The sequence below is a fragment of the Saccharomonospora glauca K62 genome, from assembly GCF_000243395.2.
GTDB classification, from domain to species: domain Bacteria; phylum Actinomycetota; class Actinomycetes; order Mycobacteriales; family Pseudonocardiaceae; genus Saccharomonospora; species Saccharomonospora glauca.
Window position 1 is genome coordinate 3228120 of the sequence record NZ_CM001484.1, and the last position, 17731, is coordinate 3245850.

Sequence of the window (17731 nt, forward strand, 5' to 3'; positions counted from 1 at the left end):
GCCGCCTTTCGGTGCGTCGTGTCGCCTCACGCGCGACCGTCCTCCTCCAACAGCGCGTCGGCCACCTTCCAGAGCTGGGCGACCTTCGATGCCTTGACAAGAACAACGTCGTCGGGCCGCAGTTCCGCGCGCAGCAGCGCGATCGCGGCGTCGGTGTCCGGTACCAGGACGGACTCCTCTCCCCAAGAACCTTCATGGCTCGCCCCGTGATGCATGGGGGCTGCCTGCTCGCCAACCACGACGAGCCGGTTGATGTTCAACCGAACGGCGAGCCGACCGATCTCGTCGTGCGCGGACACGCTATCGGCCCCCAGTTCGCCCATGACACCGAGGACCGCCCAAGATCGTCTGGCCGAGGTCATGGACGCGAGAGTCTTCAACGCGGCCCGCATCGACTCGGGATTGGCGTTGTAGGAGTCGTTCAGCACGGTGACGCCGTCGGAGCGGGTGGTGACCTCCATGCGACGGCTGGAACGCCGGGTGGCGGCACTGAGCCGGGCGGCGACGTCGGACAGCGGCGTGCCGAGTTCGAGGGCCACGGCCGCCGCGGCGAGGGCGTTGCCGACGTGGTGCTCACCGACGAGCCGCAACGTCACCGGCGCCCGCTCCTCCCCGACGACGAGGTCGAACGAGGCGTGCGCGTGCTCGTCGAGCCGGACGTTCTCGGCCCGGACGTCGGCGTCGGGGGACTCACCGACGCGCACGACCCGCGCTCGGGTACGGGAGGCCATCGCGGCCACCAGCGGGTCGTCGGCGTTGAGGACGGCCACCCCGCCAGGCGGCAACGCCTCCACGAGTTCGCCCTTGGTCCGGGCGATGCCCTCCTGCGAACCGAACTCGCCGACGTGGGCACTACCGACGTTGAGCACCACCCCGATCCGGGGCGGGGCGACCGCCGCGAGTTCGGCGATGTGTCCGGGACCGCGCGCCGAGAGTTCCAGCACGAGATGCTTGGTCTCCTCGTCGGCCCGCAGTGCCGTCCACGGGTGGCCGAGTTCGTTGTTGAACGACCCCGGCGGCGCCACCGTCGGTCCGAGCGGTTCGAGCAGTTGCGCGATGAGGTCCTTGGTGGAGGTCTTGCCGGAGGATCCGGTGACGCCCACAACCGTCAGCCCGGTCTCCGCCAACCGCGTCACCACGTGACGGGCCAACGCGGCGAGCGCGGCGAGCACCGCGGCACCCGACCCGTCGGTGTCCCCGGTGAGTGCCACGGAACGCTCGTGGGCCTTGCCGGGTGGCAGCGGCGGGACCACGACGGCGGGGGCGTCGACCTCGCGTGCCGCGAGCACACCGACCGCGCCGGAGTCCACCGCCGCCGCGGCGAAGTCGTGACCGTCCACCCGCTCACCGGGCAGCGCCACGAACAACCCACCCTTGGTGAGCTTGCGCGAGTCGAACTCGACGGTTCCCGTGACACGCTCCGTGCCGTCGGCCCGGTGCAGTCGTCCCCCGACCGCCTCGGCGATCTCGGCGAGAGTGAGTTCGATCATTGCGTGGCACCCAGCCTTTCGCGGATGGCGGCTTCCAACTCGTCGCGGTCGGAGAACGGGTGGACCACCCCGTCGATCTCCTGACCGCTCTCGTGTCCCTTGCCCGCGATCAACACGACGTCGCCCACCTCGGCCCGTTCCACCGCCGTGGCGATGGCCGTACGCCGGTCACCGATCTCCAGCACCTCGCACCCTTCCGAGGGGCCGACGGCACGGGCGCCCGCCAACATCGCCTCACGGATGGCCGCGGGGTCCTCGCTGCGTGGGTTGTCGTCGGTGACGATCACCAGGTCACTGCCTCGGACGGCGGCCTCGCCCATCACGGGACGCTTGGCCGTGTCCCGGTCACCCCCACAGCCGAGGACCGTGATGATGCGACCTCGTGTCCTGGCCCGCAGCGCCCGCAACGCCTGGGTCACCGCCGCCGGTTTGTGGGCGTAGTCGACCACCGCCGTGAACGGCTGGCCGAGGTAGACCCGCTCCATCCGCCCCGGCACCTCCACGGTCGCGAGCCCGGCGACGACGTGGTCGAGGTCGACCCCGACCACGTCGAGGATCGCGGCGGCAAGCACCGCGTTGGCGACGTTGAACTCGCCCGGCAGCGGCAACGTGGCCTTCGCGGCGCGCCCGTCCGGTGCGTGCAGGGTGAACGACTGTTCTCCCGTCTCGGTGAGGGAGATGTCGGTGGCCCGCCACGCCGCGTCGCTGCCCGGTTCCGTGGACACCGTCACCGTCCGCGGGGTGACCAGCGCCTGGCCCCACGGGCTGTCGACCACCACGACCTCGTGGGTCGACCGTCCGTCGAACAACAGCGACTTGGCCGAGAAGTAGTCCTCCATGTCGCGGTGGAAGTCCAGGTGGTCCTGCGAGAGGTTGGTGAAGGCACCGACCGCGAACCGGGTTCCGTTGACCCGCCCCAACGCCAACGCGTGACTGGAGACCTCCATGGGGACGTGCGTCACCCCGCGCTCCACCATCACGGCGAGCAGCGCCTGGAGGTCGGGGGCCTCCGGGGTGGTGAACGCGCTCGCCAGGCGTTCGGTACCGATGCGGGTCTCGACCGTGCCGATGAGCCCGGTGTGGTATCCGGCCGCGCGAAGCCCGGACTCCACGAGATAGCTGGTGGTGGTCTTGCCCGACGTGCCCGTGATGCCGAGCACCGACAACGTCAACGACGGTTCGCCGTAGATCCACGCCGCCACCGAGCCGAGCACGCCTCGGGGGTCCGGGTGGACCAGGACGGGCAGGCCGGACTCCCGCACGGCGGGCCGCGCCGCGCCCGCCTCGTCGGTCAGGACGGCCACCGCGCCTCCGGCGACGGCGTCGGCGACGAAGTCCGCGCCGTGTGCGCGCGCGCCGGGAAGGGCCGCGAACAGGTCTCCGGGGAGCACGTGCTGCGCCCGCAACGTCGCACCGGTGACGGCCACGGCCTCCGCGACGGCCGGGTCGGCGACGAGCCGCGCGTCGGCCCGCGCCACCAGCGTCGTCAGGGGAACGGGTTCGATCAGGTGCGGGCGGGGCGGTGCCACCACGGCCTTGGCCTGGTTGTCCCGGCGTGCTCGTCCCCGCGCGAGCGCCTCATCGTTGTTCACAGACACGCCGGAAGGTTACCGGCGGGGTTGACGGACCGCTGAGCCGCCCGCACGGCCGTGTGGACGCCTTCACGCGCCCCCTTTCGCCGTTCGAGGTGCCACGCGCGACGACCTCGGTCTCGTCCCGAGCACGGGCGTCTGGTCCGATCGGGGGACCCCATCGGACATCCGTGTCAATTTTTCACCGAATACTGGGTGCCTCGGTGACCCTCCCCCTACCGTGCCCGCATGAAACGTCGTGGAATCGCTGCACGTTCGTTCGCACTGGCCGCGCTCGCCGCGCTCACGATCACCACCGCCGTCGGCGCTCCCGCGGCCTCCGCCGATCCGACCGCCATCCCGGCCGCGCACTTCCGTCTTGAGGAGAGCGCGTACAACCCGACCATCGCCCGCCTCGACGAGCTGCTGCCGAACGCCTCGGTGTCGGACGTGCTGGCCAGCGCCAACCGCACGGCCACCTCCTGCTCCGCCGGCGCCGCGCACGAGGTGGCGGCGTTCTGCTGGAACTCGGGGGACGACGGCACCGCCGACTGGTACCCGCAGGGCATCAGCTCCACGGCCGACGCCTACGGAAACGGCACCTACGAGGGCGAGACGGCCCTCTTCGTGAGCTGGTACTACCGTCACGACAACCCGAACAAGGGCGTCCGCGTCTCCTTCGTGAACGACCCCTCCTCGAAGACGCCGACCTACCGGCACGTGCTGCTGGTCGAGCCGTACACCGACTCGGCGGGCAACCCGAACTTCCGGCCCGTCACCGTCCACGCGGGCGGCATCTTCACCTACGGCCACTTCCTGTACGTGGCCGACACCTGGGGCGGGTTCCGCGCCTTCGACCTCCGTCACATCTGGCGCGTGTCGACCGGCGACAAGAACCGCATCGGCCGCCAGTCCGACGGCACCTACCACGCGTTCGACTACCTCTACGTGCTGCCCCAGGCGCACACGTTCACGGCGTCCACCACGGACGGCACCGCCCGGCTGCGTTTCTCCGCCGCCTCGCTCGACCGGACCAGCACTCCCGACAGCGTCGTCGTCCCCGAGTACAACGCCGACGGCACCGGCACCCGCGTCGTGCGCTTCCCCATCGACTACACCGACCGCAAGTTCAAGGAATCCGACGACGGCTACACCCACGCCACCGAGGCCTACCGCGTGGACATCGCCAGCATGCAGGGAGCCACGGCGATCGACGGGACGTTCCTCGTCTCGGCCAGCGCGGGAGGAAGCTCCAAGGGAGCGATATACACGTTCACCGCGACCAGTGGGCCCACCGAGCACTCCGGCGCCCAGCCCGTCGGCCCCGAGGACCTGTCGTACTGGGGCCCCCGCGAGCAGCTCTGGGGGCTGACCGAGTACCCGGACCGACGCTTCGTCTACGCCGTCGACCCGTCGGGTTTTTGACCCGAGGGCTCGGACTCGGCGGGAGTCACGATCTGTCGCAACCGTCGCGGTCCGGTGTCGGGCCGCGACGGCGGCGGGCCGAGCACGATACGCGCGTTGGTGACGAACGCGCCCTCCGGTGAGGCGAGCACGGGGTCCAACGACAACGACCGCACCTCCGGGTGGTCCTCGGCCAGGGCCGAGACCCGCAGCACCAAATCCTGGAGGGCGGCCAGGTCGGCGGGCTCGTCGCCGCGGTAACCGGTGAGCAGCGGCGCGGTGCGCGGCTCCCGCACCAGCGTCGCGGCGTCCACGTCCGTCAACGGAACCGCCCGGAACGCCTGATCGCCGAGCAGGGTGCTCACCACCCCCGACAACCCGAACGACACCAAGGTGCCGAAGGAGGGGTCGTCCTGGAGCCCGATCGCGCAGGACAACCCCTTGGGCGCCATGCGCTGCACGTACACCTCGTCGCGCCCCGAGACCTCACGCAGATCCCGGTAGGCCACCCGCACCGACTCCGGGGTCGAAAGATCCAACCGCACCCCCGCGAGGTCGGGCCGGTCCCGAAGGCTGTCGTCGAAGGCCTTGAGGGTCACGGGGAAGCCGAGCTCCTCCGCCGCGGCCACTGCTTCATCCACATCGGACACCACTCGGAACGCCACGACGTCGATGCCGTAGCAGTCGAGCAACCGCACCATGTCGTCCACATGCAACACCACGTTGCGGTCCTCGGTCAGCTCCCGCACCAAGGTCTGGGCCCGCTCGACGTGCAGCCCCTCGGGGCGCACCAAGCTGCCCTGCGGACGTCGCCGCCACTCGGCGTAACGCACCACCCTCGCCAACGCGTTCACCGCTCGCTCCGGGCTCGGGTACGACGGGATGGAACCGAACACCACGGTGCCGTCCTCGTCGGTGACCGCCAACTCGTCCGGCACGCCCTCCGCCGCGAGGAACGTGGAGACGATGGGTTTCTCCGGTGTGGTGGGCGTGGCCGTCACCGTCTCCCGCAACGCGCGCGCGTACGCGGTCCCCGGAATCGCGACCGGAGGGACGAACACGACGACGAGGGCATCCACCTCCGGCGACGCGAGCGCCTCCCCCACCGCGGCGGCGAACTTCTCCGGCGACGCCTGCGACCCCACGTCCACCGGCTCGATGCCCAGGCGCAGCCCCTGCGCCCTCGCCGTGTCGGCGGCGAGCAGGGCGATCGCCGAGGAGTTCCCCACGATGCCGATGCGCGGGCCCGCCGGCAGTGGTTGGTTGGCGAACACCAGGGCCGTGTCGAACAACTGCGCCAGCGTGTCCACCCGCACCACGCCGGCCTGTTCGAACAAGGTCTGCACGCTCGACTCGTCGATGTCGGTGGACGTCGCCGCCAACTGCGGGCGCACCGCGTGCCGCCCCGACTTCACCGCCACCACGGGCTTGGTGCGAGCCAGTCTCCGGGCGAGCCGCGCGAACTTCCGCGGGTTGCCGAACGACTCCAGGTACAGCAGCACGACATCGGTGTGCGGGTCGGTCTCCCAGTACTGCAGCAAGTCGTTGCCGGAGACGTCGGCGCGGTTGCCCGCCGAGACGAACGTCGACAGCCCCAGCCCCCGTGCCTCCGCGTCGGCGAGGATCGCGATTCCCAGCGCACCCGACTGGCAGAAGAACCCCGTGCGACCCCGCCGGGGCAGCCGGGGCGCCAGCGTGGCGTTCAACCGCACCTTCGGGTCGGTGTTGAGCACCCCGAGCGCGTTGGGACCCACCACCCGCATGCCGTGGGCCCTGGCCTCCCCCACCAGCCGCAGCTCGGCGTGCAGACCGTGCGGGCCGGACTCGGCGAACCCGGCCGAGACGATCACCAGTGTCTGCACGCCCTTGGCCAGGGCGCCGTCGAGGACCGACTCCACCTGGTCCGCCGGGACCGCCACCACCGCGAGATCGACCGGGTCGGGGATCTCCAACACGGACTTGTACGCCCGCACGCCCCGCACCGACACGTGCTCGGGGTTCACCGGGTACACCGGGCCCGCGAAGTCCGCCGCCAGCAAGTTCGACAACACCGCGTAGCCGATCTTGGTGGGGTCGGTGGAGGCCCCGATCACCGCGACCGAACGAGGATGCAGCAGGTTGTGCACGCTGCGTGCCTCCGCCGCCTGCTCCCTGGCCCGCGCCACCGCAAGCGACTCGTCGGTGGGGTCGATGTCGAACTCCAGGTGCAGCAGCCCTTCTTCGAACTCACGGCTCACCTGGTAGCCCGCGTCGCGGAACACCCGCGTCATCGCCACGTTCTCGGCCAACACCTCGGCCACGAACCGACGCAGCCCGCACTCCGACGCCGCCGCGGCGAGATGTTCGAGCAGGATCGAACCCAGCCCGCGTCCCTGGTGGGCGTCGTCCACCACGAACGCCACCTCCGCCGAGGACTCGCTGACCCGCTCGTAGCGCCCGACCGCCACGATGTCGTCGCCCAGCAACGCCACGAACGCCACTCGGTCGTGGTGGTCCACCGTCGTGAAGCGCTTCAGGTCGCGCGCGGGAATCCTCGGATACGCCCCGAAGTACCGCAGATAGCGAGTGCGTTCGGACAGCCGCGCGTGCAGGGCCACGATGCGGTCGGCGTCCGTGGGCACGATCGGCCTCAGGTGCACGGTGCGGCCGTCCGCCAGCACCACGTCGGCCTCCCAGTGCCGGGGATAGTCGAACGGATCGCGCCCCTTCTCACCACCACTCACGTCAGGGGAGACATCGCCCGTCGAGACCATCGCTCCACCTCAGTCCCTCGGATCGTCGGGATCGAGCCCGTGCAGCGGGAAGACCGCACGGCGCGTGTCGCGGACCGCGATGTCGACGGCGTCGTCCATGCCGTCGCCCCAGCGCGCGAACGTCGGTTCCGCGCCGTCCGGACCATCGGTCATGCGCGCGGGAATCTCCGCGGTCGGCGCCAACGCCAACACGTACTCGGTCCATTCCCTCGGCAGTGGGGTCGTCGGGTCCACATCGCGATCCAACACCGTCGCCAGCAGATGTGTCCATGACCGAGGCACCACTCTGATCAACTGGTAGCCGCCGCCCCCCACGGCCAACCACCGCCCCTCCGCGAAGGTGTCCGCGAGTTCCCGCAACGTCCGATAGATGGCGCGGTGGCCGTCCACGGTCAGCGACAGATCCGCCAACGGGTCCTCCTCATGGGAGTCCACGCCGCACTGCGTCACCAGGATCTGCGGCCGGAACGCGGCGAGCACGGACGGCACCACCGCGTGGAAGGCACGAAACCACCCGGAGTCTTTCGTCGCGGGCGGCAGTGGGAGGTTCACCGCGCAGCCCTCGGCCTCGCCCTCACCCGTCTCGCCCGAGTAGCCGGTGCCGGGGAACAACGTGAACGGGTGCTGGTGCAGCGAGATCGTGAGCACCCGCGGGTCCCCGTAGAAGGCGGCCTGGACGCCGTCGCCGTGATGCACGTCCGTGTCGACGTAGGCGATGCGGTCGAAACCGTGGTCGAGCAACCACGAGATCGCCACCGCGCAGTCGTTGTAGACGCAGAAACCCGAGGCTCGGGCACGCATGGCGTGATGCAGCCCGCCCGCGATGTTCACCGCGCGCCGCGCTCTGCCCTCGGCGATCCGGCGCGCGCCCAGCAGCGTGGACCCGACCACGAGCGACGACGCCTCGTGCATGTCGGTGAACACCGGGTTGTCCGGCGTGCCGAGCCCGTGGCCCACGTCCCAGCCGGCCATGGGTGCCTGTTTGACCGCCTCGACGTACTCCGCGGAGTGCGCCCGGTACAACTCCTCCGCCTCGGCGGGCTCCGGCACGAGGAACGGCACGTCGTCCAGCACCCCGAGCGCGGTGGCGAGCCGAATCGTGAGGTCGAGGCGGACCGGATTGAACGGATGGTCGTTGCCCAGGTTGTAGGCGAGGAGGGCGGGGTCCCAGACAACGGCCGAGCTGGACATGGCACCAGAGCTTAGGGCGTGGACCGGCCGATCGCCCTCCCATTGCTCCATCAGCCGGGCTCGGAGCCGGTCGCGGCCGGCCGCGTCGGGTCGGCCACCCAGTTCGACCACGATCCGGCGTAGAGCGCCGCGGGCCGCTCGGGCCCGGCGAGCCCCGCCAGTTCGAGCGCCAACAGCACCGAACACGCGGTGACGCCCGAGCCGCAGTACGCGCCCACCGGGGTGTCCGCCCTCACGCCGAGCGCGGCGAAGTGCCGGGCCAGTTCCTCCGGCGGCCGCCACCGCCCGGCGTCGTCCACGTGCGCGGAAAAAGGCGCGTTGACCGCGCCCGGAACGTGCCCCGCTCGCGGGTCGACCGGCTCCACCTCACCCCGGTACCGCTCCGGGGCACGCGCGTCGAGCAACACACCGTTCCGGGCCAGTTCCGCGGCGCCGTCCGCGTCGAGCACGGGCAGTGCGCCGGGCCGAACCACGACGTCCCCCGGTGCCGGCCGCGGCGTCTCGCGACTGACCGGACGCCCTTCCGACCGCCAGGCGGCGAACCCACCGTCGAGTACCGCGACCCGGTCGTGGCCCGCCCAACGGAGCAGCCACCACGCCCTCGCGGCCACCGAACCGTCGGCGTCGTCGTAGGCGACCACGAGCCGTGACCCACTGACTCCGGCGGCACGCAAAGTCCGTTGCAACGCCTCGGAATCGGGAAGGGGATGCCGGCCCTCGGGCCCCGGCTCGCCCGCCAGGTCACCGTCGATGTCGAGAAACACCGCGCCGGGCACGTGAGCTTCGTGGTAGGACTCTCGACCGGAGGGGCCACCGAGACGCCAACGCACGTCGAGCACGGTCGGCGGGTGCTCCGAGTTCAGCAGGTCCGCGAGTTCGGAAGTCGAGATGACGGGTCGCATACCCCCATCCTGCCCGCTACGGGCCGACAACGGCGTGTGCTCTCAGCCTCGGTACCAGCCATTACTATGGGGAGGGGCGAACAAAGGGGACAGGCGTGAACGATCTCATCGATACCACCGAGATGTACTTGCGCACCATCTACGAGCTCGAAGAGGAGGGGGTCGTCCCGCTGCGCGCTCGCATCGCGGAGCGGTTGCACCAGAGCGGACCCACCGTGAGCCAGACCGTGGCGCGCATGGAACGCGACGGCCTCGTGGTCGTCGCCGACGACCGGCACCTTCAGCTCACCGACCACGGACGGGAACTGGCGGTCGCGGTCATGCGGAAACACCGGCTCGCCGAACGACTGCTCGTCGACGTCATCGGGCTGGAATGGGAGCACGTGCACAACGAGGCATGCCGCTGGGAGCACGTCATGAGCGAGGCGGTGGAGCGCAAGCTCATCAAGCTGCTCAACCACCCCACCACCTCGCCGTACGGCAATCCGATCCCCGGCCTCGACAAGCTCGACGCCGCCAGCGAACCGGCTCCCCCCGCCGAGGCCGATCTGGTGCGACTGGCCGATGTGGCGAAGGCCGGCGGCGGCAAGGTCGAGATCCGCCGGATCGCCGAGCACGTCCAACTCGACGAGAACCTGATGAGCGAGCTTCGTTCAGTCGGCGTCGTTCCGGGCCGGACCGTCACCGTGGGCGCGCTCGTCAACGGGGCCTCCACCGTCGAGGTGTCCGACGACACCACCACGGCGCAGATCCCGACCTCAGCGCTGCACGCGGTGCTCGCGCAAGCACGATGAGAACGAGCCCGGAAGATCCGGCGCATCGATGAATCACCTCGCTCCGTACGGCATCGAACGATGTCGTACGGAGCGAATCTCGGCCCACGTGGCCGATCCTCACACTCATCCGGCCCGATCGACGAACACCCCGATCACGGGCTTTCTCTCCTCCCGAATTCGGCCTCGCCGCGCGGGGCACCCCTCGACGAGGGCACCCGAGACGAGCCGGATCCGAAATCGACTTCGACGCTTCGGTCTTCGTCCCTCCCACACCGACGTCTCGCTCCATTGCGTCTCACTCCACTGCGTCTCGCTCCATTGCGTCTCACTCCACTCCGGGATCTCACCGGAACATGCTCAACTCCTCACACCTGGTCACGGCGGTGACTGTTTCCGGATGAGAGCCGAATCCACCGTCCCCGTCGACCCCGCTCCCCGGACCGGTCGGCAAAGGGTGCACACTGTCGCCTCGTACCGGTTGGAACGTTCTTCCCTACGAGAAAGGGCCCGCACGAATGCCCACCGACACCACGACGTCGAGCTCGCCTATGAAACTCGTTGTCACGGGCGGCGCAGGCTATATCGGCAGTGTGTGCACGGCTCGGCTACTTGAGGCGGGACACGAGGTGACCGTCGTCGACGACCTGTCCACCGGCCACGCCGACGCGGTGCCCGAGGGAGCGCGGTTCATCCAGGGTGACGCGGCGGAGGTCGCCGGCACCCTGCTGGCCGAAGGCTTCGACGGCGTCCTGCACTTCGCCGCCAAGAGTCTCGTGGGGGAGTCGATGCAGGACCCGAGCACTTACTGGCGTGGCAACGTCCTCACCTCCCTGCGGCTGCTGGACGCGATGCGGACACACGGTGTGCCGCGTCTGGTGTTCTCCTCGACGGCCGCGACCTACGGTGAGCCGGAAGTGACGCCGATTCCGGAGACCGCACCGACTGACCCCACCAACACCTACGGCGCCACCAAGCTCGCCATCGACCACGCCATCACGAGCTACGCCCGAGCTCACGGACTCGCGGCGGTGAGCCTGCGCTACTTCAACGTCGCGGGCGCCTACGGCAACTACGGTGAACGGCACACCACCGAGACCCACCTCATTCCGTTGATCCTTCAGGTCGCCACCGGAGACCGCGCCCAGGTGCAGATCTACGGCGACGACTACCCCACCGAGGACGGCACCGCGATCCGCGACTACATCCACGTGGTCGATCTCGCCGACGCGCATCTGCTCGCGTTGTCCCACGCGAAGCCGGGCGAGCACGCGATCTTCAACCTGGGCAACGGCACCGGTTTCTCGGTGCGTCAGGTGATCGACGCCTGCCGCGAGGTCACCGGTCACGAGATTCCCGCCGTCGTGGCGCAGCGCCGCGCCGGCGACCCCGCCGTGCTCGTGGCCGCCAGCGACAAGGCTCAGGAACAGCTCGGGTGGAAGCCCCAACACACCGACCTCTCCGGCATCGTGGCCGACGCCTGGGAGTTCACCCGGCGTCGTCGGGAGGCCCGGTAGGTCGGGCCGTCGGGTCGGTCGGTGAGGACCGGTTCGGCGACTCGCCGTCCTCGGGAGGCGTCCAGATCGGCCCGCCGTCGCACGACCGCGCGAGCCCGACGAGTTTCTCCGGCGGCAGTCCGTGCTGAAGCGCCTGCCTGAGCAACTGTGACAACACGTGGCCCGGATCGGCCTTCAGGGCCACGTCCAACGCCATCCCCGCGAGCGCGCCCTCTCCGCGTACGTACGCGGAGTACGCCAGCAAGGTCGCCGGCTGGGCGCGCTCCGGCGCGGGCGTGTGTTTCGTCAGCAGGAGCCAAAGCCGCTCGGCCGTCATCGCCCCGGCGCCGCCGACCGGCAACGCCGTGGCCAAGCAGGCATCACGGACCTCCGGGATCGACAGCGCGACGGCGAGTTCGACCACCTCGGTGTCCGACAAAAGCGGTGTCCCCCTCCAGGTCCGCGCCAACACGGTGCGGACAGCCGCCCGGCCTCGACGCAGTGATGCCGCGTCGTCGCGAAGACCGTCTCGCACACGACGCCTGAGCATCGCCGCCCTACGGGCGAGGACCTCGGACGCCACGGGATGGAGCTGCCGTTCCATGGCGGCCCGGCTGCCGTGGGTGACGAGACCGGCATGCGCGCTCACGGCGGCCATCACCGTACTGCTCGGATCGGGCAGATGCCCCGCACAACAGGAGTCCTCGTAGCACCGCCACGGAGCACCGGCCCGGATCTTCGGAACCCACAGTGCGTGCAGCAGGGGCAGCCCCACCGACTCGAAGACCTCACCCACGGCCGCGACGACGTCGGCGGCGGGCGGCCCCACCGCACCCTCCGGACGCCCACCGACGATGGCCACGGTGACGGCGACCGACTGGTGGAGCAACGGCCCGAGGAGTTGCCGCGCCAGGTCGGTTTCCTCTCCGACCGAAGGCAGATCGGCTCTGACGACGTTGCCGATCCGGGTACCGGTGGCACCGCGATGACCGATCACGACCACGGAATCACTCGGTTCGAAGCCCAACAGGTGAGGAGTGGCGGCGAGGAGTTCGCCGGGGTCGCGCAGGTCGATCGGAGCGGGGTCGGTGATGTGGGAACCCGTCGTGGAAGAAGGTGTCATGTGTCCACGATGAACCCGAACCCGAGCGAGGTGGGCGGCGTGGACGGCAACTGTGGACGACTCGGTGCGGTGTGGACAACCGGGGCCGAACGGGCCCCGGCGTCACCGAGATGTCGGTGGAGTGTGGTAGAGGCTCGCCCTCACCCGCGTAGGAACGCTCCTCGCAGTGACTTCTCTCCTCCCACCACGGGCACGGTCACCATCGATCGGCCCACGTCGAGTCCGATCCCCGTCCCCGGTGCCGGGCGCAGGGTGAAGTCGTGGTCGCTCGACAACAGCACGAATTCCAGCCGGTGTCCCTCGGCCAGGACGTAGTCCTGCGGTTGCAGCTCGAAGGACAGCCAGTACGGCACTCCCGGACGCAGTGCCTTCGTCCGGGACAGCCCGTGCCGGTTCTGCGGGTCGGCCCAGCCTCGGGTGATGATGTGCGAGCTGCCGTCCGGCGCCCGGTCCACGAGCACGGCGGTGACGTTGGCGGCGGGACGGTCGAACTCCAACCGCAGCCGCACGGACGGTGTGCCGCTCAACCTGACTGGCATCGTCGCGGCCCCCGTGGCGTAGGACAACCTGTGTTCCGACACCGACGCGTCCACCAGGTCCTCGACCGTCTTCCCGGCGTCGTCGGTGAGCCACTCCACCACCGGCTTGCCCCGGAGCCGATCGAGGCCGAGTTCACCGCGCTCATCCCCGCCCGGACTCAGCCGCAGCGTGGCGTCCTCGGTGCCCGGTGCGGGCCAGTCGGCCTCTCGCATCCACGAGCCGTCCTCCCGCTGGATGGTGGCCCTCGGTTCGTGCTCGACACCGTTGTCGATGTCGTAGAGGTAGTGGCTGAACCAGCGGTTCAGCATGGTGAGCCACTCCTCCTTGCGCAGCGAGTACGGATCGGTGTGGCCCGACTGGTGCAGCCAGATCGCGCGTTCGACGCCGTGTTCGGCCAGCGCGTCCCACCACTCGGCGACCTGGCTGACCGTGACGTTCCAGTCGGACAGACCGTGCACCGCCAGCACGGATGCCTTCACCCGGTGGACGTCGTTGAGGTAGTTGCGCTCGTCCCAGAATTCGCTGTAGTCGCCGGTGAGCCGATCCTGTCGCTCCCGCAACTGGTCGATCACCGGGCGACAGATCTCCCGGTCGGTACGCGTGTAGACGTACTCGGCGAGCACGTCGGCGTCCTCGCCCTGGTATCCGCCCGGCGCCACGACGGCACCGTTCTCGCGGTAGTAGTCGTACCAATTCGAGATCGCCGCGATCGGGACGATCGTCTCGAGGCCCTCGACACCAGTGGTGGCGACCGCGTTGGGCAGGGTGCCGTTGTACGACACGCCCATCATGGCGGTCCGCCCCGTGGTCCAGTCGGCGCTCACCTCGGTGCCGTCGGCGGTCCTGGCCTCGGCCCGACCGTTCAGCCAGTCGATGACCGCGGTCGCCCCGCGAGTCTCGTTCTCCCCACCTGTGGTCGGGCATCCCGTGGACCGCCCGGTGCCGAGCGACTCGGCATACACGACGGCGAAGCCGCGGGCGAGGAAGTAGTCCTGGTACTGCCAGGTGATCTCGGCGAAGGGCTTGCCCGGAACGTACAGCTCGCGGTCCACGTCATGGTTGGCGACCGGGTTGCCGCCCGCGTAGTAGGGGCTGGCCTGGTACACCACCGGGACCCGAAGACCGTCGTCCGTGGCGCGGGGACGCACGACCTGGACGTGCACCACGTCCTCGACACCGTCGTGGTCGCTGTCCACCCCCGCCTCGACCCAGACGTCCTCCCGCACGACGTCGATCGGGTCGTAGACCGGCTGGGCCTGTCCGTCGACGAACACCGGTTGCTGCACCTCGTCGGCCGTCGCGGTCACGGCGACGAGCGGCAATGACACGACCGCGGCGGCCAGGATCATCGACACACGTTTCACGAAGCCCCCAGGAACGGATGGCGGCGACAAGAATGGTGTTGACCATTGCCGGGGACACGGCCGCTGTCAAGCGAGGACCGACACGATGCGACAAACGGCGGGGGCGACTCACCGGAAAGCAGTCACGCAACCCACCACTTCCCCCGCGATTACCCCGGCCGAGTGGCCGTTTCCCGTGCGCCGTCGACTCTCCGTGGTGACATCGGACGAAGGTTGTCGCCGTCCCGGTGCTCCTGACCCGGCTGGCAGACTGGCGGTCATGGACGAGCTTGATGCGAGCGTGGAGCACGATCCGCACCAGTGGCTTGAGGACGTCGCCGGAGAGGACGTGCTCGAGTGGGTACGGGGACACAACGCCGCGACGATCGACCGTTACGCGACGGGGGAACGGTTCGAGCAGCTGCGGGACGAGTTACGGGAGGTCCTCGACTCCGACACCCGGATTCCCTACGTCCGGCGCCGCGGCGACCACCTCTACAACTTCTGGCGCGACGCCGACCACCCACGGGGACTGTGGAGGCGCACCACCCTCGACTCCTATCGCACGGAGTCCCCGGAGTGGGAGGTGCTCCTCGACGTCGACGCGCTCGCCGACCGGGAGTCGGAGAACTGGGTGTGGCAGGGCGCCACCATGCTGCGTCCCGGTTTCCGGAGGTGCCTGGTCGAGCTGTCCCGAGGCGGGGCGGACGCCGCCGTGGTCCGGGAGTTCGACCTCGAACGACGGGAGTTCGTGGAGGACGGATTCTTCCTGCCCGAGGCGAAGAGCCAGGTGAGCTGGATCGACGAGGACCGCATCTTCGTCGGCACCGACTTCGGGGAAGGTTCGCTCACCACGTCCGGTTACCCGAGGCTGGTGAAGGAGTGGAGGCGCGGGACCCCGTTGCGGGACGCCACCCTCGTGTTCGAGGGCAAGCCCGACGACGTGGCCGTCCGCGCGGCCCACGATCCCACCTCGGGCTGGGAGCGGGACGTCGTCCGCAGGGTGATCGACTTCTACCGCACCGAGGTGTACCTGCGGACCGACACCGGTCTCGTCCGTATCGACGTGCCCGACGACGCCGCCGTGTCGATGCATCGGCAATGGCTGCTCGTCCGCCCCCGCAGCCCGTGGACGGTGGAGAACACCGAGTACCCGGCGGGGGCCCTGCTGGGTATCGAGCTGGACGCCTTCCTGGCCGGTGACCGGCGCCTGACGATGCTGTTCGAGCCCGACGCGCACACGTCGCTCGACTACTACGCCTGGACCCGCAACCACCTGTTGCTGGGCACCCTCGTGGACGTCAAGACTCGGCTGCGGGTGCTCACTCCCGGACCGGATGGCTGGCGGGACGAACCGCTGACCGGGTTCGCCGACGTCGGCGCCGTCGAGCTCGTCGCCACCGACCCGCACGACAGTGACGAGTTCTTCGTCGAGGCCACGGGCTACACCGAGCCGCCCGCCCTGATGCGCGGCGAGGTGGGCGGAACGCTGGAGACGGTCAAAAGCTCCCCCGCCTTCTTCGACGCCGAGTCGCTGAGCGTCAGCCAGCACTTCGCCACCTCCGACGACGGCACTCGGATTCCCTACTTCGTCGTCGGACCCCGCGACCGGAACTCGGCCGCGCCGACCCTGCTCACCGGCTACGGCGGGTTCGAGGTGTCGTTGACGCCGTCCTACAGCGGTGTGATCGGGCGTGGTTGGCTCGCGCGCGGCGGCACGTACGTGGTGGCGAATCTGCGTGGCGGGGGCGAGTACGGACCCGACTGGCACAACCAGGTGGTCAAGACCAACCGCCTCAAGGTCTACGAGGACTTCGCCGCGGTGGCCCGCGACCTGGTGGCACGGGGAATAGCGACGCCCGAGACACTCGGTGTCCAGGGCGGCAGCAACGGCGGGCTGCTCACCGGCGTCATGCTCACGCGCTACCCGGAGCTGGTGGGGGCCGTGGTCAGCCAGGTGCCGTTGCTCGACATGCGCCGCTACCACCGACTGCTGGCGGGCGCGTCGTGGATGGCGGAGTACGGCGACCCGGACAACCCGGAGGAGTGGGCCTACCTTCGCCGGTACTCGCCCTACCACAACGTCCACAGTGACCGGACGTACCCACCCACGTTGTTCGTCACGTCCACTCGGGACGATCGCGTCCACCCCGCGCACGCGCGCAAGATGATGGCGAAGATGCACGCCGACGGCCACGACGTGGCCTACTACGAGAACATCGAGGGCGGGCACGGCGCGGCGGCCGACAACGCGCAACTGGCGTTCAAGTGGGCGCTAGTGTTCGAATTCCTGTGGCAGCGGCTCAGCGGCTAGGCCGCACGTGCGCGTCGAGATGGTCTGCGAACGTGATCGTCCCGACGGCGTGCTCGGGTGCCAGGTGATACCCCGCGCGGTACCCCGCGTACACCGAACCGAACAGCCCGATCGGTCTGACCCGGCGGCGTCGGCCGACGGCGGCCAGATAGCGCCGGGCCAGGTCGGGCAGGGTCGCGACCTCGGGGCCGCCCAGGTCGGGCGCCCGTCCCGAGGGAGGCGCGGTGGCCAGCGCGGCCAGCCGCGCGCCCACCTCGGTGGCGGCGACGGGCTGGACGGGCAGGTCGGGGACGAACGCCAGCGGCGGACGCGTCACACCGGACAGGAGCCGGACGACCAGCTCGTGGAACTGCGTGGCCCGCAGGACGGTCCACGGGACGCCGCCGTCCTCGACGAGCCGCTCGGTGGCGTGTTTGCTCCGGTAGTACGGCAGCGGTATACGGTCGACGCCCACGATGGAGATGTACACCAGGTGCCCGCACCCGGCGGTGCGAGCGGCGGTCAGCACGCGTCGCGTCAGCTCCACCTCCCCGCCGTGACGGCCGAGGGCGCTGGTGGCGCAGTGCACGACCGCGTCCACGCCGTCGAACGCGGCGGCGAGACCGGCGGGTGAGCGGTAGTCGACCCGAACCGTGCGCACACCGTTCCGTACCGAGGAGGTCGACCGACTGGTGACGACGACGTCGTGCCCGCCAGCGGCCAACGCACCCACGACCTCGCGGCCGAGCGTGCCGGTTCCTCCCGTGACGGCCACCGTGCTCATCGATACCCCCTGAGGTACGGGTTCAATTCTCACTGTGGCACAGCGGCGGCGACAGTCGCGAGCGGTCC

The 17731-nt window shown here is 70.1% G+C and carries 12 protein-coding genes; 4 read left to right on the top strand and 8 right to left on the bottom strand.

Annotated features, from left to right (window positions below; genetic code table 11):
- Nucleotides 1-26 precede the first annotated feature (26 nt).
- Both SACGLDRAFT_RS15090 and SACGLDRAFT_RS15095 read right to left on the bottom strand, forming a co-directional pair.
- The gene (locus SACGLDRAFT_RS15090) at nucleotides 27-1490 is read right to left on the bottom strand and encodes a UDP-N-acetylmuramoyl-tripeptide--D-alanyl-D-alanine ligase (protein ID WP_005465682.1); all 1464 of its coding nucleotides are present in this window, start codon (nucleotides 1488-1490) and stop codon (nucleotides 27-29) included.
- Entirely contained in the window at nucleotides 1487-3082 is a 1596-nt protein-coding gene (locus SACGLDRAFT_RS15095) for a UDP-N-acetylmuramoyl-L-alanyl-D-glutamate--2,6-diaminopimelate ligase (RefSeq protein WP_005465683.1), read from the bottom strand. The genes SACGLDRAFT_RS15090 and SACGLDRAFT_RS15095 overlap by 4 nt, the downstream gene beginning before the upstream one ends.
- A gap of 228 nt (nucleotides 3083-3310) precedes the next feature.
- Between SACGLDRAFT_RS15095 and SACGLDRAFT_RS15100 the strand changes: the two genes are divergently transcribed.
- Nucleotides 3311-4486 carry a hypothetical protein gene (locus SACGLDRAFT_RS15100; protein ID WP_005465685.1) on the top strand — a complete coding sequence of 392 codons (1176 nt, stop codon included), beginning with the start codon at nucleotides 3311-3313 and terminating at the stop codon, nucleotides 4484-4486.
- Here the strand turns inward: SACGLDRAFT_RS15100 and SACGLDRAFT_RS15105 are convergent.
- From SACGLDRAFT_RS15105 to SACGLDRAFT_RS15115, 3 genes are read right to left on the bottom strand one after another with little or no spacing between them, the layout of a single operon-like run.
- A complete protein-coding gene (locus SACGLDRAFT_RS15105; RefSeq protein WP_005465686.1) occupies nucleotides 4459-7218 on the bottom strand; it encodes a bifunctional acetate--CoA ligase family protein/GNAT family N-acetyltransferase in 2760 nt (919 codons plus the stop codon). The genes SACGLDRAFT_RS15100 and SACGLDRAFT_RS15105 overlap by 28 nt on opposite strands.
- Nucleotides 7219-7227: 9 nt before the next feature.
- The gene (locus SACGLDRAFT_RS15110) at nucleotides 7228-8409 is read right to left on the bottom strand and encodes an acetoin utilization protein AcuC (RefSeq protein ID WP_040920043.1); all 1182 of its coding nucleotides are present in this window, start codon (nucleotides 8407-8409) and stop codon (nucleotides 7228-7230) included.
- 50 nt (nucleotides 8410-8459) lie between these two features.
- Entirely contained in the window at nucleotides 8460-9311 is an 852-nt protein-coding gene (locus tag SACGLDRAFT_RS15115) for a sulfurtransferase (RefSeq protein ID WP_005465689.1), read from the bottom strand.
- Between the two features lie 95 nt (nucleotides 9312-9406).
- Between SACGLDRAFT_RS15115 and SACGLDRAFT_RS15120 the strand changes: the two genes are divergently transcribed.
- Both SACGLDRAFT_RS15120 and galE read left to right on the top strand, forming a co-directional pair.
- Complete coding sequence (locus SACGLDRAFT_RS15120) at nucleotides 9407-10105, top strand: metal-dependent transcriptional regulator (RefSeq protein WP_005465690.1); 699 nt, start codon at nucleotides 9407-9409, stop codon at nucleotides 10103-10105.
- A 497-nt stretch (nucleotides 10106-10602) separates the two neighbouring features.
- Complete coding sequence (gene galE / locus SACGLDRAFT_RS15125) at nucleotides 10603-11601, top strand: UDP-glucose 4-epimerase GalE (protein ID WP_005465691.1); 999 nt, start codon at nucleotides 10603-10605, stop codon at nucleotides 11599-11601.
- Here the strand turns inward: galE and SACGLDRAFT_RS15130 are convergent.
- Together SACGLDRAFT_RS15130 and SACGLDRAFT_RS15135 are read right to left on the bottom strand one after the other, a co-directional pair.
- On the bottom strand, nucleotides 11573-12703 hold the full coding sequence (locus SACGLDRAFT_RS15130; protein WP_005465692.1) for a DUF4192 domain-containing protein: 1131 nt from the start codon (nucleotides 12701-12703) through the stop codon (nucleotides 11573-11575). The genes galE and SACGLDRAFT_RS15130 overlap by 29 nt on opposite strands.
- A gap of 140 nt (nucleotides 12704-12843) precedes the next feature.
- Nucleotides 12844-14592, bottom strand: coding sequence for a Xaa-Pro dipeptidyl-peptidase (locus SACGLDRAFT_RS15135; RefSeq protein WP_005465693.1), 1749 nt, complete (start codon nucleotides 14590-14592; stop codon nucleotides 12844-12846).
- A 274-nt stretch (nucleotides 14593-14866) separates the two neighbouring features.
- Between SACGLDRAFT_RS15135 and SACGLDRAFT_RS15140 the strand changes: the two genes are divergently transcribed.
- The gene (locus SACGLDRAFT_RS15140) at nucleotides 14867-16900 is read left to right on the top strand and encodes a prolyl oligopeptidase family serine peptidase (protein ID WP_005465694.1); all 2034 of its coding nucleotides are present in this window, start codon (nucleotides 14867-14869) and stop codon (nucleotides 16898-16900) included.
- On the opposite strand, the gene SACGLDRAFT_RS15145 is transcribed toward SACGLDRAFT_RS15140, so the two are convergent.
- On the bottom strand, nucleotides 16890-17663 hold the full coding sequence (locus SACGLDRAFT_RS15145) for an SDR family oxidoreductase (RefSeq protein WP_005465695.1): 774 nt from the start codon (nucleotides 17661-17663) through the stop codon (nucleotides 16890-16892). The genes SACGLDRAFT_RS15140 and SACGLDRAFT_RS15145 overlap by 11 nt on opposite strands.
- Nucleotides 17664-17731: the final 68 nt, after the last annotated feature.